We start from the raw sequence: 16,772 nt of genomic DNA, 5'->3' as shown, positions 1-16,772 counted from the left end.
CGCATTGTTCTGCCGGCGCCGACTCGCCCGGCTCCCTCATCGCATGACCTGGACGGTTCAGCGGTGATCCAGCGGCTGCGGTCCCGGCAACAGTTCCAGGCCGTCATGGCGGGCGCCCCCGTGGCCAAAACCCCCCACTTCGCCTTGCACCGCGCCGCGCTGTCCAGCGCGCACGACGGCAAAGCCCTGTTTCCTGTGGCCGATGCCTGGCTGGGTGTGCTGCTGCCCAAACGCTGGGCCAAGCGTGCCGTCACGCGCAACACCATTCGCCGCCAGATCTACGAAGTCGCCCGCCACCAGTCGGCAACCCTGCCGCAGGCGGCGCACGTGGTGCGCTTGCGCAGCGAGTTCAGCCGCAAGCACTTCGTCAGCGCCACGTCCGACGCGCTCAAGTCCGCCGTGCGGGCGGAGCTGGAACAGTTGCTGGCGCCATCCCGCACGGAGGGCCGCCATGCTCGCTGACTGGCCGCGCCAGGGCCTGCTGGGCCTGGTCAAGGGATACCGCCTGCTGCTGAGCCCCTGGCTGGGCAGTGGGTGCCGTTTCGAACCTTCGTGCTCGCTCTATTCGATTGGCGCACTGGAGCGCCACGGCGCTTTGGGTGGCAGTTACCTCACGCTGCGGCGGCTCGTGCGCTGCCATCCCTGGTGCGACGGCGGCCATGATCCGGTGCCCGCCGAGATTCGCGCGCCGTTCTCCCGCCTGATTTCACCTTCCTGCGAAAAGAAGAACCCGTCATGAATGACATCCGTCGGTCCATCCTGTGGGTGGTTTTTGGTCTGTCGATGGTCCTCATCTGGGACAAGTGGCAGATTCACAATGGCAACAAGCCCACTTTCTTCCCGGGCTCCGCGCCGGCCGTGACTGCCCCTGCGGCGTCGACCAGCCAGCCCGGCGGTGCCACCAGCACCGGTGTGCCTGTGGCATCGGGTACCCCGGCCGCAGGCGGCGAAGCGCCGGCCGCCGCGCCGGGCGCCGTTGCCCAGCGCCACGAGGTCACCACCGACGTGTTCAAGCTGGTGTTCAACAGCGAAGGCGGCTCCCTGATCGGCGCCGAGCTGCTCAAACACGCCGAGGCCACCGGCCAGAGCAAGGACAAGACGGAACGTCCCTTCACCCTGCTGACGCAAGGTGGTGGCGAACACATCTACGTCGCACAGACCGGTCTGATCGGCGGCAACTTCCCCACCCACAAGACGCCCATGGCGCTGGTGGGGAACCCCGCGGCGCTCACCGATGGTCAGAACGAGCTGCAGGTGCGTTTCGAGTCGCCCGAAGTGGGTGGTGTGAAGCTGGTCAAGACTTACACGCTCACGCGGGGCAGCTATGCCATCGGCGTGCGGCACGAAGTGCAGAACGTGGGCACCCAGGCTGTGACGCCGCAGCTGTACCAGCAACTGGTGCGCGATGGCAGCAAGCTCAGCAGCGAGACGCCCTTCTACTCGACCTTCACCGGTCCGGCCGTGTACACCCACGAGAAGAAGTACCAGAAGATCGAGTTCAGCAACATCGAGAAGAACAAGGCCGAGTTCGTCAAGTCCGCCAGCGATGGCTATGTGGCGATGGTGCAGCACTACTTTGCGTCGGCCTGGCTGCTGGACGATGGTGTGGCTCGCGAGAACTTCGCGCGCAAGATCGACAACAACCTGTTTGCTGTCGGCAGCATCACCAGTCTGAACGTCATCGAGCCGGGTCAGAGCCTGAGCCAGCAGTCACGTCTGTTCCTGGGTCCCCAAGAGGAAAAGGTGCTCGAGACGATCGCACCCGGCCTGGAGTTGGTGAAGGACTATGGCTGGCTCACCATCCTCGCCAAGCCGCTGTACTGGCTGCTCGAGAAGATCCACGGCTACGTGGGCAACTGGGGCTGGGCCATCGTGTTGCTGGTGGTGCTGATCAAGGCGGCTTTCTACTGGTTGAACTCCAGCGCCTACCGCAGCATGGCGAAGATGAAGAAGATCAATCCCCGCATCATGGACATGCGCGAACGCCTCAAGGGCAACCCGCAGCAGATGCAGCAGGAGATGATGAAGATTTACCGCGAGGAAAAGGTCAACCCGCTGGGCGGCTGCTTCCCGATCCTGATCCAGATCCCGGTGTTCATCGCGCTCTACTGGGTGCTGCTGTCCAGCGTGGAAATGCGCAACGCGCCCTGGGTGGGCTGGATCACCGACCTGTCGTCGCCCGATCCCTTCTTCATCCTGCCGCTGGTGATGGCGGTGACCACGCTGATCCAGACCGCGCTCAACCCGCTGCCGCCGGACCCGCTGCAGGCCAAGCTGATGTGGCTGATGCCGCTGATGTTCTCGGTCATGTTCTTCTTCTTCCCGGCTGGCCTGGTGCTGTACTGGATCACGAACAACGTGTTGACCATCGCGCAGCAGTCCGTGATCAACAAGAGCATGGGTGTGCCGCTGAAATTCAGCATGCCGAACTTCAGGGCCTAGCAGGCCACCCCCTGCGCCGCTGACGCAGGGGCGGCACCTTGGGCCCGTAGAGCCGGGCCCTTGACGCCCTTGAAGGGGCTTCCTTCTCCGGCCTGGGCCTGCATCGCAGGCCTTTGTCTTTTATGCTCACCCACCATGCTTGCCGCCTCGCGTGACCCCATCGTCGCCATTGCCACCGCGCCCGGCCGCGGGGCCGTGGGCATCGTGCGGGTGTCGGGGCGGGGGCTGGCGCCGTTCGTGCAAGCCTTGCTGGGCCGCGCGCTGAAATCGCGCGAGGCAACGTATCTGCCCTTTGCCGATGCAGCCGGTGCACCGATCGACCATGGCCTGGCGCTCTGGTTTCCCGGTCCACACTCCTACACCGGTGAGGACGTGCTCGAGTTGCAAGGCCATGGTGGGCCGGTGGTGTTGCAGTTGCTGCTGGCGCGCTGCCTGGAGGTCGCGCGCGGCACCGCGCCCACACTGCGGCTGGCGCGTGCGGGCGAATTCACCGAGCGGGCCTTTCTCAACGACAAGCTCGATCTCGCCCAGGCCGAGGCGGTGGCCGACCTGATCGATGCCAGCACAGAAGCCGCGGCGCGCAGTGCCTCGCGTTCGCTGGCCGGCGTCTTTTCGGGCCGCGTGCACGCGCTGCGCGACGCGCTGGTGAACCTGCGCATGCTGGTCGAAGCGACGCTGGATTTTCCTGAAGAAGACATCGACTTCCTGCAGAGGGCCGATGCCATGGGGCAGCTCGAGCGGCTGCGAACAGCGCTGGCCGGCGTGCAGGGCCAGGCGCGGCAGGGCGCGCTGCTGCGCGACGGCCTGCAGGTGGTCATCGCCGGCCAGCCGAACGCGGGCAAGAGCTCGCTGCTCAATGCGCTGGCGGGTGCTGAACTGGCCATTGTCACGCCCGTGGCAGGCACCACGCGCGATGTGGTGCAGCAGACGATCCAGATCGAGGGCGTGCCGCTGCACGTCATCGACACCGCCGGCCTGCGGGACAGCCCGGATGTGGACGAGGTCGAGAAGATCGGCATCGAACGCGCCTGGGAGCGCATCCAGCGCGCGGACGCGGTGCTGTTCCTGCACGACCTTGCACGCGCCGATGCGCCGGCTTATCGCGAAGCCGATGCGTCCATTGCCAGAAGCCTGGCCGACACACTGCCTGCGGGTGTGCCGGTGCTGCACATCTGGAACAAGCTCGATCAGTTGGCGGACCGCATGGCCGTGTTGCCGGCAGATCAGCCCGGCGCGCTCGCGATATCGGCCAAGCGGGGCACAGGGCTGGAGGCTCTGCGCCACCGTCTGCTGGAGATCGCGGGCTGGCAGCACGCGGGCGACGGGCTGTTCATGGCCCGGGAGCGGCATCTGCAAGCCCTGCGGCGTGTTGGCGATCACCTGGAGACGTCGCATGCCTTGTTGCAGCAACGCGCCGAGCATCTCGATCTGCTTGCCGAGGAGTTGCGGCTGGCGCAGCAGGCACTGAGCGAAATCACCGGGGAGTTCACCGCCGACGACTTGCTGGGCGAGATTTTTTCGCGTTTCTGCATCGGCAAGTGAGGCAGCAGGCACCGCTCGGGGCCGCTGCGATACCGCCCGGAGTGCAACTGTAAGAACGGGTAAGCGGATGCTTGCGGCACGGGGTGCGGCGCGGTTATCTTGGAGCGCATGAATGCCCAGTTGCCCACTGCCGTGCGTTTCGACATCCAAGGTCTGGCCCAGTCCATGCGCCTGAGCAGCGCGCTGGACGCCGTGCCGCTGAACCTGAGCGACGGTCAGTGGCCGCAGTTGGCCAATTACCTGCAGCCGGTGGCCTTGCAGCAAGGCCAGGTGCTGATCGAACAGGGTGTGAAAGACCGCACCGTGTACTTCGTGGAGAGCGGCACGCTCACCGTGCACTACGAAGACTCGCGCGAGCGCGTGCGCATCGCCGTGGTGGGATCGGGCTCGTTGCTGGGTGAGGGCGCCTTCTTCAGCCACCTGCCGCGAAGCGCCACGGTGCACGCGGGCAGCGACTGCCGGCTGTGGTGCCTCACGCCGCTGCGTTTTCGCGAGCTCTCCACACGCCACCCGGACATCGCGCTGGATGTGAGCGTGGCCATGGCCGCCGTGCTGGCGCGCCGCATGTACAACCGGCCCAAGCGGGTCGCCGTGACGTGAGCACGGTCGACGCGAACGGAATCAGGGCTGTCCGATGCTGCTTTTTCAACCCTTTGCGCGCGCATCCCTGGCGCACACTCTTCCCATGTCCCTGATGAGCTGGCTGCAGGCCAAAAAAACCACCGCACCGGGCAAGGGTCCCTTTACCCGGGCCCGCAAGAAGTTCAGCCAGACCACGTTGCCGCTGATCTCGCCGCGCCGCGGGCGTCGCATCCTGCGTCGTGAGCAGCTGTTCTCGGTGGTGCGCGAGTCGCTCATCCGGGCCGGTGTGCTGTCCACGAGTTACGAGTTCAAGGTGCTCACGCTGGACGCCAATGGGGACACTTTCCTGGTGCTGGTGGATCTTGCCTTGCCGGCCCTGTCCATGCCCGACGAGTACCTGCTCGAAATCGAGCGCTGGATCCAGCAGAGTGGGCGCACGCGCCATGAGATGGACGTGCGTTCGGTGTACTGGCGCCGCAAGGCCGTGCCGGATCAGGTGGGCATGGCGCTCAAGGCGGCCGTGGCGGCTCAGACACGGCGCGAGGCCGTGCCCATGACACCCGGTGCCGTGCCGGCGACCCCACCACCGCGGCCCAAACCCGTGGTCAGTGACACGGCGATTCCCCGTCCCACCATGCCGCACGCCAACGGTCCGGCGCAGAGGGTCGACGACGACGAGGTGGCGGCGTTTCGCCAGGCCTTGCAGGCCAAGCCGCCCGCGCCATACCGCACCCCTGCCGAAGCGCAGGCGGAGATGCCGGTGCCCGAGTCGCACAGCGACTTTGCCGCGCTGAGCGAAACGCAGTACGGCAAGCTCTGAAACGGCGCCCGCCCGCCGCTCAGTGGCCGGCGAAATCGAGCAGCGTGAAAAGCTCGAGCCCGGACGCGCGCAGCTTCTCCGAGCCACCGAGTTCGGGCAGGTCGACAATGGCCGCGCCTTCCGTCACCTCGGCGCCCAGCTTCTCCAGCAAACGCCGTCCCGCCATCATCGTCCCGCCGGTGGCGATCAGGTCGTCGATGAGCACCACCCGGTCCCCGGGCCTCACCGCGTCGGTGTGCAGTTCCACCGTCGCGCTGCCGTACTCCAGCTCGTACGTTTCTTCCACCGTGGTGAAGGGCAGTTTGCCCTTCTTGCGGATCGGCACGAAGCCGACGCCAAGCTCGTAGGCGAGCACCGAGCCGATGATGAACCCGCGCGCATCGAGCCCGGCCACCACCGTGGGGCGCAGGGCGGCGTCCATGTAGCGGTGCACGAAGGTGTCGATCAGCACCCGGAAGACCTTGGGGTCCTGCAGCAGCGGTGTGATGTCGCGGAACTGCACGCCCGGTGCGGGCCAGTCGGGCACGGTGCGGATGTGGGATTTCAGGAAGGCAGAGGTGTCCATGGGCTCGTTCCGTGGGGGAAGCGGCCATTATCGGCGGGACAAAAAAATCCCCGGCGCATGGGCCGGGGGGGGAGACCATGGCGACCCTGTGCAATGCCATGGGCTGGAACCAGGTGGTCTTGGTTGGCCAACCGCTGCATTCTGCTGACCGTGGGCATCTGCGGGTCAGCGCTCCCGGTATGTGGTGGCCGCCAGCCGACGAAGCGCGTCGATCAACCCGAGAGCAGTTTTTCCTCGGCCAGTGCCAGGGCCGGGGCCTTGCCGCTGATGACCACGGTGTCACCGCCCTCGAACACGACGCCGTCTTCCGGGGTCTGCGCCCGGCCATTGGCACGTCTCAGGCTCACCACGCGCACACCGACCGCGTGCAAGGCCAGGCTGCCCAGCGTCTTGCCAACGTTGCGCCCGCCTGCCGGCAGCGTCACGGTGTTGAGGCGCTCGTGGTCGATCTCGTCGACACTGCTGTCGTCGGCACCGTGGAAGTAGCCGCGCAGGAGGTTGTAGCGCGCATCGCGCTGGTCCTGCACCACGCGGATCACGCGCCGCATGGGCACGCCCACCAGGGCCAGCGCGTGGCTGGCCAGCATCAGGCTGGCCTCGATTGCTTCCGGCACGACTTCGGCCGCGCCGGCGCTGCGCAGCTTCTCGAGATCGCCGTCATCCACCGTGCGCACCACCACCGGCACGTGTGAGGCCTGCTCGTGCGCGTGGTGCAGCACCTTGAGCGCACTGGCGGTGTCGAGGTAGGTCACCACCACCGCGCTGGCGCGGTGCAGGCCAGCGGCCATGAGCGCCTGCAGGCGGGCGGCATCGCCGAACACCACCGAATGCCCGGCGGCGGCGGCCTGGCGCACACGATCGGGGTCGAGGTCGAGTGCCATGTAGGGAATGCCCTCCGCCTCCAGCAGGCGCGCGAGGTTCTGGCCACAGCGGCCGTAGCCGCAGATGATCACGTGCTTGTCCGCGTTGATCGCCTTGCGTGCGATGCTGGTCATCTGCACCGACTGCATCAGCCAGTCGCTGCCCACCAGCCGGGTCACGATGCTGTTGGCGTACAGGATGGCCAGGGGTGTGGCGAGCATCGACAGCACCATGGACGCCAGGATCGGGTTGAACAGCTGTGGCGGCACCAGGTTGTTCTGGCCCGAGAGTGCGAGCAGCACCAGGCCGAACTCGCCGGCCTGCGCCAGGTACAGACCCGTGCGCAGCGCCGTGCCCATGGGGGCGCCAAAGGCGCGCGTGATGGCGGTGATGAGCGCGAGCTTGCAGGCCATCGAGACGGTCAGCAGCAGCAGCACCAGCGGCCAGCGGTCCAGCACCAGACGCCAGTCCAGCATCATGCCTATGGTGATGAAGAACAGGCCCAGCAGCACGTCGTGGAACGGCCGGATGTCGGTCTCCACCTGGTGCTTGAATTCGGTTTCCGAAATGAGCATGCCGGCGACGAATGCACCCAGGGCCAGCGACAGGCCGGCGTGCTCGGTGAGCCACGCCAGACCGAGCGTGATGAGCAGCAGGTTGAGCATGAAGAGCTCGTCGCTCCTGCGGCGCGCCACCAGCGTGAGCCACCAGCGCATGAGTTTCTGCCCACCCGTCAGGAGCAGGCCAAGCAGCAGCACGGCCTTGAGCGTGGCCCATCCGAGTGCCCTCAACAGGACCTCGGGTTCAGCGGCCAGGGCGGGGATGATCACCAGCAGCGGCACCACCGCCAGGTCCTGGAACAGCAGGATGCCCAACACGCGCTTGCCGTGTTCCGACTCCAGCTCCAGCCGCTCGGCCACCATCTTGATCACGATCGCGGTGCTGCTCATGGCCATGATGCCGCCCAGTGCCAGTGCGGATTGCCAGGGGACGTTCCACCAGGCCGGCAACAGCATGGTGAGCAGCAGCGAGCCCCCGGTGGTCAGCAGCACGGTCAGCAGCACCTGCGACAGGCCCAGGCCGAACACATGCCGCTTCATCGCGCGCAGCTTGGGCAGGCTGAATTCCAGTCCGATCACGAACATCAGGAAGACCACGCCGAATTCGGCGAGATAGCGCACCCCGCTGGAGTTCTGCGCCAGCGCCAGTGCATTCGGCCCGATCACCACGCCGACGGCCAGGTAGCCGAGCATGGGTGGCAGACGCAGCGTGCGGCACACCACCACCGCCAGCACGGCGGCCAGCAGGTAGAGCAACGCGAGATCGAGCGAGTTCATCGACCGATGGTAATCGGCCGGCCGCCAGCGTGGCAGCGGGGCGGCGGCGATAATTGCGCGCATGACCCTGCCCCCTTCCTTCGACCCGGCCCGGGCCCTGGCCCTGGCCAGGGAGACCCTGAACATCGAGGCGCAGGCCGTGATCGCGCTGGCGCAGCGCGTGGACGTCTCCTTCGTCCGCGCCATCGAGCTTGTGCTCGGTATTCCTGGCCGTGTGGTGGTCATGGGCATGGGCAAGAGCGGCCACATCGGTCGCAAGCTGGCCGCCACGCTGGCCTCCACCGGCACGCCGGCCATGTTCGTGCATCCGGCCGAAGCCAGCCACGGCGATCTGGGCATGATCACCGGCACCGATGTGGTGCTGGGCATCAGCAACAGCGGTGAGAGCGAAGAACTCACCGCCATCCTCCCGCTCATCAAGCGGATGGGCGTGCCCCTGCTGGCCATCACCGGCCGGCGTGATTCCACCCTGGGCCGCCACGCCGACGTGGTGCTCGATGCGTCCGTCGACAAGGAGGCCTGCCCGCACAACCTGGCTCCCACCGCCAGCACCACCGCGCAGCTCGCGCTGGGCGACGCGCTGGCCGTGGCCTTGCTCGATGCGCGTGGCTTCCGGGCCGACGACTTCGCCCGCTCACACCCTGGCGGCGCGCTCGGCCGCAAGCTGCTCACCCATGTGAGCGACGTCATGCGCGTGGTCGCCGACACCCCCAGCGTCGGACCGGACGCCGGACTCATGGACCTGATGCGCGAGATCAGCGCCAAGGGTCTGGGCATGGCCGCCGTGGTGGACGCGGAGGGTCGCGTGGTCGGGATCTTCACCGATGGCGACCTGCGACGCTTGATCGAGAAAACCGGGAGCGGGGCAGACTTGCGCGCCTTGCGGGCGCGCGACGTCATGCACCCCAACCCCCGCACCGTGCGCCCGGATGCACTGGCGGTGGAGGCCGCCGGCCTGATGGAAGCCAGCCGCATCACCAGCGTGCTGGTGGTGGACGACCAAGGCCGCCTGCTCGGCGCGCTCAACAGCAACGACCTCATGCGCGCAAAGGTGATCTGAACGTGGAACCCCTGCGCCCTGTGCTGACCTTTCCACCCGCCCTGCTGCTGCGTGCGCAGGCCGTGCGCGTGGTGTTCTTCGACGTCGATGGCGTGTTCACCGATGGCGGTCTCTATTTCAGCGAGACGGGCGAAACCCTCAAGCGTTTTCACACGCTCGACGGCCATGGCGTCAAGCTGCTGCAACGTGCCGGTATCACCCCCGCCGTGGTGAGCGGACGCGACTCCGCTGCGCTGCGCCTGCGCCTTTCGGCGCTGGGGGTCGTGCATGCCAGGCTCGGTACCGAGGACAAGGCCCCGGCCGCCGGGTCGATCCTGGCCGAGCTCGGGCTCGACTGGAGCGCAGCCGCCGCCATGGGCGACGACTGGCCCGACCTGCCCCTGCTGCGCCGTGCCGCCTTCGCCGCTGCGCCCCCTTCTGCGCACGCCGAGGTGCTCGCCCTGGCCCATCACGTCACCGAGCGCCAGGCGGGCGCAGGAGCCGTTCGTGAATTCTGCGATCTGCTGCTGGTGGCCAGTGGTGTCTACGTCCATGAACTGGAAGCGGCTGCGCGGTGAGTACGTCGGATCCCCTCGACTTTTTTGACACCGTCGACCAGACGGTCGATGCGCCGCGCCCACCACGCCGCAAACGCAAGCTGATCGACCAACTGTCCATCTATCTGCCCGTGTTGCTGATGGGCCTGCTCGCGCTGGCCTCGTACTGGCTGTTGCGTTCCACGCCCGCGCCCGAGGTGGCCGAGGCAGAGCGGCCGGTGAGTGTCGAGCCCGATTACTTCATGCGCCGTTTCTCGGTCAAGGCCTTTGATGGTCAGGGCACGCTCAAGACCGAGATCAAGGGCGCAGAGGCCCGGCACTATCCCGCCACCGACATGGTGGAGATCGACAACGCGCGCATCCGCCATATCGGTAAACAGGGCCTGCCCACGGTGGCGACCGCCAAGCTGGTGACCACCAACGGCGACAACACCGAATTCGTGCTCCGTGGTAACGCGGTGATCGTGCGCGAGGCCGGCACCGACGCGAATGGCCAGCCCCAGCCCCGACTTGAGTTCCAGGGCGAGTTCCTGCATATCTTCCTGGAGCCCGACCGCATCGTCTCCGATCGCCCCGTCACCCTGCTGCGAGGCAACGACCGGCTGGTGGCTGACACGCTCAACTACACCGGTGAAGACCAGATCGCCAACTTCAAAGGCCGCGTGAAAGTCCAACTCGCGCCGCGCTGACCCCTTCTGTTTCGTCACCATGCCAACCTCGACGACCTCGTTCCCCTCGACAGCCGGCCCGCTGGTGTTCATCACCGGCGCCTCCAGCGGCATTGGCCAGGCGCTGGCGGCTCGCTTCGCGCGCGCCGGTTACCGCCTCGCGCTGGTGGCGCGTCGCACGGATGAGATGCATGCCTGGGCGCGGACCCAGGGCTTCGACGCCGCCCGGTGCCAGGTGTATGGGGCCGACGTGGCGGACATCGACAGCATCGTCGCTGCAGGCCAGGCCACCCTCGCCAGCCAGGGCGTGCCGGACGTGGTCATCGCCAACGCGGGCATCAGCATCGGCATGGACACGGCCGACCGTGCCGACATCGACGTCATGGCCCGCACCTTCGCCACCAACAACACCGGTCTGGCCGCCACCTTCCATCCGTTCGTGTCCGCCATGACTGCGCGCGGCAGTGGTGCCCTGGTCGGCATCGGCAGCGTTGCCGCCATCCGGGGGCTTCCTGGGCATGGTGCCTACTGCGCCAGCAAGGCGGCCGTGGTGGCGTACTGCGAGAGCCTGCGCGGCGAGCTCCGTGGCAGTGGAGTGTCCGTCGTCACCGTGTTGCCGGGGTATGTGGACACCCCCCTGACGCGCCAGAACCGCTACAGCATGCCGTTCCTGCTCAGTGCGGAGGTGTTCGCCGACCGCGCGTTCGATGCCATACGCGCGGGCACGAGCTACCGCGTCATTCCCTGGCAGATGGGCGTGGTCGCCAAGTTGCTGCGCCTGCTGCCCAATCCTCTGTACGACCGTGTGCTCGCCGGGCGACCCCGCAAGCACCGGCAGGGGGAACGGACGTCAGGCACCTGAGGGCCCCATGAAAAAAGCCCTGGGGCAGAGGCCCCAGGGCTTTTGTGTCGTGTAGAACCGGCGCCGGGCGCCGGTCAGCTCGACGGGTGCGGGCGATCAGTAACCGCCGCGGCCACCGCCACCGCCTTCACGACGGCCGCCGCCGCCGTAGGGGCTGCGGAAACCGCCTTCGCCACCACCACCGAAGCCACCGCCACCGCTGCGGCCACCGCCGAAGCCACCGCCACCGCTGCGCGGGGGGCGGGCTTCCATCGGACGGGCTTCATTGACCACCAGGCTGCGACCGCCCAGCGATTGACCATTCATGCCTTCGATGGCGGATTGTGCTTCGGCATCGCTGCCCATTTCCACGAAGCCGAAACCCTTGGAGCGGCCCGTTTCGCGTTCCATCATGACCTTGGCGCTGTTGACAGAACCATAGGCGCTGAAAGCTTGTTGCAGGTCTTCGTCGCGCACGGTGTAAGGCAGATTGCCCACGTACAGTTTGTTGCCCATGGTTGGGACTCCTAATAACACTGAGAAAAATAGCGATGGAGCCCCGTTAGCACACAAAAACCTGTAGCACGCGAAACCGACCGATCACTTGTAAAAAACGAGCGTTTTCGACGCTCGCCAAGGGATTATGCGCGGAATGTCCCGCAAACACTAACTATTTTTCAGGATGTGCAAGCCGGTGAAATTGCCGATGCGCGGCTACAACATCGCGCGCGGCACACCGGGAAAACCCGTCTTGGCGGCCCGTGGAAGGCTGCTATCGAACCAGGCCATTCCATTTATACTCACACCCAGCGCCGATTTGTTCCAGATTGCGGGCGCTTTAAAAATGCCGCTAAAGGGGAGATTCCCGGTCTCGCTCTTGGCGGCACCGGGTTTTTTCATTGGGCGACCGCTGCCCGCAGGATACGGCCTTGATTGTCACGCCCCAGACCTTCCGATTCACCGAACCGTTGCCGCTGCGTTCCGGTGCCGTGTTGCCGGCCTACGAGCTGATGGTGGAAACCTATGGAACGCTCAATGCCGATCGCTCCAACGCGGTGCTGATCTGCCACGCACTCAACGCCTCGCACCACGTGGCAGGCTGGTACGCCGACGACAACGGCCAGCCGCTGGCGCGCAGCGAAGGGTGGTGGAACAACATGATCGGGCCGGGCAAGCCGGTGGACACTGACCGCTGGTTTGTCATTGGCGTCAACAACCTGGGTTCCTGTTTCGGCTCCACCGGCCCCACCCATGTCAATCCTGGCACGGGCACGCCCTGGGGGGCGGACTTTCCGGTCGTGACGGTGGAAGACTGGGTGGACGCCCAGGCCCGACTGCTCGACGTCATGGGCATCCAGACGCTGGCGGCGGTGATGGGTGGCAGCCTGGGGGGCATGCAGACCCTGAGCTGGACCTTGCAATACCCCGAGCGCGTGCGCCACGCGGTGGTGGTGGCCAGCGCACCCAACCTCACCGCCGAGAACATCGCCTTCAACGAGGTGGCGCGCCGCGCCATCGTGAGCGACCCCGATTTCCATGGAGGGCACTACCTGCGCGAGGGCACGCTCCCCCGACGTGGCCTGCGCATTGCCCGCATGATCGGCCACATCACCTACCTCAGCGACGACGTGATGAACGAGAAGTTCGGGCGCAGCCTGCGTTCGAGCGACGCCGATGACCCTGCAGCTGCCGCGGAACTGGCGTACCGCTATTCGACGCAGGAAATCGAATTCCAGATCGAGAGCTACCTGCGCTACCAGGGCGACAAGTTCAGCGAATACTTCGACGCCAACACATACTTGCTGATCACCCGCGCACTCGACTACTTCGACCCTGCGCGTGCGTTCGACAACAACCTCACCGCCGCGCTGGGGCGCGCCAGGGCCAAGTTCCTCCTCGTGAGTTTCACCACCGACTGGCGCTTTTCGCCGGCGCGCAGCCGCGAGATCGTGAAGGCGTTGCTCGACAACCGGCGCGACGTGAGCTACGCCGAGATCGATGCGCCCCACGGGCACGATGCCTTCCTGCTCGACGACCCGCGTTACCTGCAAGCGGTGCGGGCGTACTTCGAACAGACCATTGCAGGAGGTGTGGCGTGAGCGAGAAACCTTTGAACGATGCCATTGCACGGCTGGTGCCGCCGGGCTCGCGCGTGCTCGACCTGGGCTGTGGCGACGGTGCGTTGCTGGCCCACCTGCAGACCACGCGTGGCTGCAGTGGCTATGGTGTGGAGATCGACGATGCCAAGGTGCTGGCCTGCGTGCGACGCGGGGTGAACGTGCTGCAGCTCAACCTGGAAGACGGACTGACCATGTTCGGCGACGACGCCTTCGACGTGGTGCTGCAGATCGACACCCTGCAACACCTGCGCAACGCCGAAACCATGCTGCGCGAGACCGCGCGCGTGGGGCGGCTGGGGGTGGTGGCCTTTCCCAACTTCGCGCACTGGCCCAACCGCCTGCATGTGCTGCAAGGCCGCATGCCCGTCACCAAGCGGTTGCCTTATCAGTGGTACGACACCCCCAACATCCGCGTCGGCACACACGCCGACTTCGAGGTGCTGGCGCGGCGCAACGGGCTCACGATCGAAGACAGCTTCGGCCTGCACGAAGGCCGTGAGGTGCGCGTGTTGCCCAACCTGATGGCCAGCACGGCGGTCTTCCGTTTCTCGAGCTGACGGCGCGGCTGCGCGGGGTCAGGCGCGGCCGGTTTCCTGTGCAGCGTCTACCGCGAAGTCGCCTTCGACCTTGTCCACGTCGACGAGCATGTAGGGGTAGAGCTCGCTGAACACGGCGCGCATGCGCGCAAGTGGCAGGTCATCGAAGGCCCCGTGGTCGTTCACGTACTCCATGTGCTGGCGGCCTTCGCGGTCGAAGGGGTGGTACAGGGAGTCGTTCTCTCCGTCGAACTCCAGCGGCAGCAGGCCGAACTTGTCGCACAGCTCGATGTTGAAGGCGGGCGTCGCCTTGCGCCAGGCACCATCGATCCACAGGCTGGTGTAGCCGTGCCACGCGAACACATCGGTCTTCATGGTGTTGCGCAGCCGCTCGGTGGAGAGGTGGTTGCGCACGTCGGCAAAGCCCAGCCGCGCGGGAATACCGGCGGCGCGGGCCACGGCGGCCAGCAACACCGCCTTTGGCACGCACCAGCCGTAGCCGAGTTCCAGCGCATGGCTGGCACTCATGCCGGTGTCTGACATGTCGACCCGGTAGGGGTCGTAGCGCAGGCGGTCGCGCACCGCGAGGTACAGCGATATCGCCCGCTCGCGCGGCGAGTCGCCGCGGGCGTGTTCCCGGGCAAATGCCTGCACGGCAGGGTGTTCGCTTTCGATCCAGCGGGTTGGGGCCAGGTGTTGCGGGCCGGGCGGTGTGTCTGTGCTCATCGGGCCAAGTTACCAGATGGGATGTGTCGCCCTCGACGCCTGAGGGACAAACCCTGGGACAGCATGGGATCGTATGTGTACTTTGGCATTCGTTGCGACGCCCGCCAGGTGCCTGGGCGGCGATTGGGGCCGGTTTGTCGGCTTTTTTTCGACTTCAGCCCTCGACGGCCTGGCCGATATTCCTTGGACCAATCCCGTCAATTGAGGACCCGATCCATGGACATGCGCAACGAAGCCGCTCACATTGCCCGCCACGACAGTGCCCGGGCCGCCGCCGCACAGACGGCCAGCGCCGAATTCCTGACCTTCCGCCTGGGCGGTGAGGAGTACGGCATCGACATCCTGCGCGTGCAGGAGATTCGCTCCTACGAAGAACCCACCCGCATTGCCAACGCGCCCTCGTTCATCAAGGGTGTCGTGAACCTTCGCGGCGTGATCGTGCCCGTGGTGGACCTTCGCATCAAGCTCGGTTGCGAGAAGGTGGAATACAACGGCTTCACCGTGGTGATCGTGCTCAACGTGCACGGCCGCGTGGTCGGCGCTGTGGTGGATTCGGTGTCGGACGTGCTGGAACTTGCCGGCGATCTGATCAAGCCGGCGCCCGAAATGAACACCAGCGTGAACACCAGCTTCATCACCGGCATCGCCAGCGTGGGTGAACGCATGCTCATCCTGATGGATATCGAAGCCCTGATGTCCGGCAGTGACATGGGCCTGATGGACAGCAACGCCCAGGCCCTTCAATAAGCGTCAGACCCAGACAACAGCGTGGCGAAGGCCGCGACGAGGAGTTCCCATGAGAGAAACCAATGACCGACCGAGCTCGGTGGCGCGCCGCGTCGCCCTGCTCGCCGTGGCCCTGCTCGCCACGGTGCTAGTGCTCATCTGCGGCGTCATGTCCGTCATGGCGGAGAGGTCCTCCCGGGAGCGCACGATGCAATGGACGGCCGACAAGGCCTTGTCCGTGGCCGATTCGATCGATGCGTTCGACAACACCGCCCGCATGATGACGGACCGCGCCTACCGGCCGTTCCGGCAGAAGTTCGCCGAGAAGTTCGAGCTGGACGTGCAGGCCGGCATGCTCAAGGGCTGGGGCATGCTGCTCAACAACGATTTCTCCGAGGTCGACACCTTCAACCGCACCAACGGCGGTGTGGCGACGATTTTCATGCGCAAGGGTGACGACTTCGAACGTGTGAGCACCTCACTCAAGAAGGAAGACGGGCAGCGGGCCATGGGCACGCTGCTCGCCCGCACGCATCCGGCCTATCCGCTGATGCTGGATGGCAAGACGTACACCGGGCGCGCCGTACTGTTTGGCAAGCCCTACATGACGCACTACGAAGCCCTGAAGGACGACGCCGGCAAGGTGGTTGGCATTCTCTTCATTGGTTTCGATGTGACCGACTTCCAGTCTGCGCTGGACAAGCTGGTGGCCGACGCGCGCTTCTTTGAAAGCGGTGGCACCTACGTGATCGACCCACGGGGCTCGAACGCGGAAGCCGTCTTCGCGGCGCACCCCACGGCGGCTGGCAAGAAGGTGCTGGAGGTCAACCCTGGTGCGGCAGCGATGCTCGACGCCATGCGCGGTTCTCCCCAGGTGACCGTCCGCGACGCGGTGCCGCTGCTCAATGCCGACATCAAGAGCCCCTGGGTGGTCAAGCGCGAGTCGCAGTCTGGCTGGTGGGTGGTGGGTGAGGTGTCCGACACCGAAGCCATGGCCAGCTACTGGCGCACGATCTATGGTCTGTGGGCGATGCTGGCCCTGGCCACCGTCGTGCTGGGTTTGGGTCTGTACATGCTGGTGCGCCGCAACGTGAGCCAACCGCTCGCGCAGCTCACATCGGCCGTGACCACAGTGGCGCAGGGGGACCTGAGCCAGGCCTTCCAGTCGGGCCGACAGGATGAGATCGGCCGCCTGGTGCGCGAAGTCGAGAGCATGCGCCAGCGCTTCCTCCGCATGATGCGCGAGCTGCGCAGCGCGACGGACAGCATCAACACGGCGTCGGTGGAGATTGCGTCTGGGAACCAGGACCTGAGCGCGCGCACGGAGCAGGCGGCGAGCAACCTGCAGGAGACGGCGGCGAGCATGGAGCAGCTCACGAGCACGGTGCGCCAGAGCGCGGACGCGGCGAG

At 66.3% G+C, this 16,772-nt stretch carries 18 protein-coding genes and 1 riboswitch; of the genes, 14 read left to right on the top strand and 4 right to left on the bottom strand.

Features of this window, described 5'->3' with window-relative positions:
- Window positions 1-66: 66 nt before the first annotated feature.
- From J2X09_RS21495 to J2X09_RS21470, 6 genes are all read left to right on the top strand, one after another.
- Entirely contained in the window at window positions 67-462 is a 396-nt protein-coding gene (locus tag J2X09_RS21495; RefSeq protein WP_204735602.1) for a ribonuclease P protein component, read from the top strand.
- On the top strand, window positions 452-739 hold the full coding sequence (gene yidD / locus J2X09_RS21490) for a membrane protein insertion efficiency factor YidD (RefSeq protein ID WP_204735586.1): 288 nt from the start codon (window positions 452-454) through the stop codon (window positions 737-739). The genes J2X09_RS21495 and yidD overlap by 11 nt, the downstream gene beginning before the upstream one ends.
- Window positions 736-2,442 (top strand): membrane protein insertase YidC, encoded by a 1,707-nt coding sequence (gene yidC / locus J2X09_RS21485; RefSeq protein WP_204735587.1) that lies wholly within the window; start codon window positions 736-738, stop codon window positions 2,440-2,442. The genes yidD and yidC overlap by 4 nt, the downstream gene beginning before the upstream one ends.
- A 135-nt stretch (window positions 2,443-2,577) precedes the next feature.
- A complete protein-coding gene (gene mnmE, locus J2X09_RS21480) occupies window positions 2,578-3,984 on the top strand; it encodes a tRNA uridine-5-carboxymethylaminomethyl(34) synthesis GTPase MnmE (protein WP_204735588.1) in 1,407 nt (468 codons plus the stop codon).
- Window positions 3,985-4,092: 108 nt separating this feature from the next.
- Window positions 4,093-4,584, top strand: coding sequence for a Crp/Fnr family transcriptional regulator (locus tag J2X09_RS21475; protein ID WP_204735589.1), 492 nt, complete (start codon window positions 4,093-4,095; stop codon window positions 4,582-4,584).
- A gap of 85 nt (window positions 4,585-4,669) precedes the next feature.
- A complete protein-coding gene (locus tag J2X09_RS21470; protein WP_204735590.1) occupies window positions 4,670-5,386 on the top strand; it encodes a hypothetical protein in 717 nt (238 codons plus the stop codon).
- A 19-nt stretch (window positions 5,387-5,405) separates the two neighbouring features.
- On the opposite strand, the gene J2X09_RS21465 is transcribed toward J2X09_RS21470, so the two are convergent.
- Together J2X09_RS21465 and J2X09_RS21460 are read right to left on the bottom strand one after the other, a co-directional pair.
- Window positions 5,406-5,951: an adenine phosphoribosyltransferase gene (locus J2X09_RS21465; protein ID WP_204735591.1), complete on the bottom strand. Its 546-nt coding sequence runs from the start codon at window positions 5,949-5,951 to the stop codon at window positions 5,406-5,408.
- Window positions 5,952-6,163: 212 nt separating this feature from the next.
- Window positions 6,164-8,149 (bottom strand): monovalent cation:proton antiporter family protein, encoded by a 1,986-nt coding sequence (locus J2X09_RS21460; RefSeq protein ID WP_204735603.1) that lies wholly within the window; start codon window positions 8,147-8,149, stop codon window positions 6,164-6,166.
- Between the two features lie 61 nt (window positions 8,150-8,210).
- Between J2X09_RS21460 and J2X09_RS21455 the strand changes: the two genes are divergently transcribed.
- Genes J2X09_RS21455 through J2X09_RS21440 form a run of 4 tightly spaced genes read left to right on the top strand, consistent with a single transcriptional unit; the run spans window position 8,211 to window position 11,275 of the window.
- Window positions 8,211-9,209 carry a KpsF/GutQ family sugar-phosphate isomerase gene (locus J2X09_RS21455; RefSeq protein WP_204735592.1) on the top strand — a complete coding sequence of 333 codons (999 nt, stop codon included), beginning with the start codon at window positions 8,211-8,213 and terminating at the stop codon, window positions 9,207-9,209.
- An 11-nt stretch (window positions 9,210-9,220) separates the two neighbouring features.
- Window positions 9,221-9,766 carry a KdsC family phosphatase gene (locus J2X09_RS21450; RefSeq protein ID WP_204735604.1) on the top strand — a complete coding sequence of 182 codons (546 nt, stop codon included), beginning with the start codon at window positions 9,221-9,223 and terminating at the stop codon, window positions 9,764-9,766.
- Window positions 9,763-10,434, top strand: a complete 672-nt coding sequence (gene lptC / locus J2X09_RS21445) for an LPS export ABC transporter periplasmic protein LptC (protein ID WP_310309300.1) — start codon at window positions 9,763-9,765, stop codon at window positions 10,432-10,434. Before J2X09_RS21450 ends, lptC begins: the two co-directional genes overlap by 4 nt.
- 19 nt (window positions 10,435-10,453) lie before the next feature.
- Entirely contained in the window at window positions 10,454-11,275 is an 822-nt protein-coding gene (locus J2X09_RS21440) for an SDR family oxidoreductase (protein WP_204735593.1), read from the top strand.
- 96 nt (window positions 11,276-11,371) lie between these two features.
- Here J2X09_RS21440 and rbp read toward each other — a convergent pair whose 3' ends face one another.
- Window positions 11,372-11,770: an RNA-binding regulator gene (gene rbp / locus J2X09_RS21435; protein ID WP_204735594.1), complete on the bottom strand. Its 399-nt coding sequence runs from the start codon at window positions 11,768-11,770 to the stop codon at window positions 11,372-11,374.
- 283 nt (window positions 11,771-12,053) lie between these two features.
- Window positions 12,054-12,129, top strand: a riboswitch (SAM riboswitch).
- Window positions 12,130-12,183: 54 nt separating this feature from the next.
- Between rbp and metX the strand changes: the two genes are divergently transcribed.
- Both metX and metW read left to right on the top strand, forming a co-directional pair.
- Window positions 12,184-13,353 carry a homoserine O-succinyltransferase MetX gene (gene metX, locus J2X09_RS21430; protein WP_204735595.1) on the top strand — a complete coding sequence of 390 codons (1,170 nt, stop codon included), beginning with the start codon at window positions 12,184-12,186 and terminating at the stop codon, window positions 13,351-13,353.
- On the top strand, window positions 13,350-13,931 hold the full coding sequence (gene metW / locus J2X09_RS21425) for a methionine biosynthesis protein MetW (RefSeq protein WP_204735596.1): 582 nt from the start codon (window positions 13,350-13,352) through the stop codon (window positions 13,929-13,931). The genes metX and metW overlap by 4 nt, the downstream gene beginning before the upstream one ends.
- Before the next feature lie 18 nt (window positions 13,932-13,949).
- On the opposite strand, the gene J2X09_RS21420 is transcribed toward metW, so the two are convergent.
- Window positions 13,950-14,636 (bottom strand): transglutaminase-like domain-containing protein, encoded by a 687-nt coding sequence (locus J2X09_RS21420; RefSeq protein WP_204735597.1) that lies wholly within the window; start codon window positions 14,634-14,636, stop codon window positions 13,950-13,952.
- 216 nt (window positions 14,637-14,852) lie between these two features.
- Here J2X09_RS21420 and J2X09_RS21415 point away from each other — a divergent pair, with 216 nt between their 5' ends.
- Together J2X09_RS21415 and J2X09_RS21410 are read left to right on the top strand one after the other, a co-directional pair.
- Window positions 14,853-15,383: a chemotaxis protein CheW gene (locus tag J2X09_RS21415; RefSeq protein ID WP_204735598.1), complete on the top strand. Its 531-nt coding sequence runs from the start codon at window positions 14,853-14,855 to the stop codon at window positions 15,381-15,383.
- A 49-nt stretch (window positions 15,384-15,432) separates the two neighbouring features.
- A partial coding sequence (locus J2X09_RS21410; protein ID WP_204735599.1) for a methyl-accepting chemotaxis protein occupies window positions 15,433-16,772 on the top strand: 1,340 nt, incomplete at its 3' end.

The organism is Hydrogenophaga laconesensis, assembly GCF_031457235.1.
GTDB classification, from domain to species: Bacteria; Pseudomonadota; Gammaproteobacteria; order Burkholderiales; family Burkholderiaceae_C; genus Hydrogenophaga; species Hydrogenophaga laconesensis.
The sequence above is the reverse complement of the archived record's forward strand: the minus strand, read 5'-3'. Positions and strand labels throughout refer to the sequence as shown.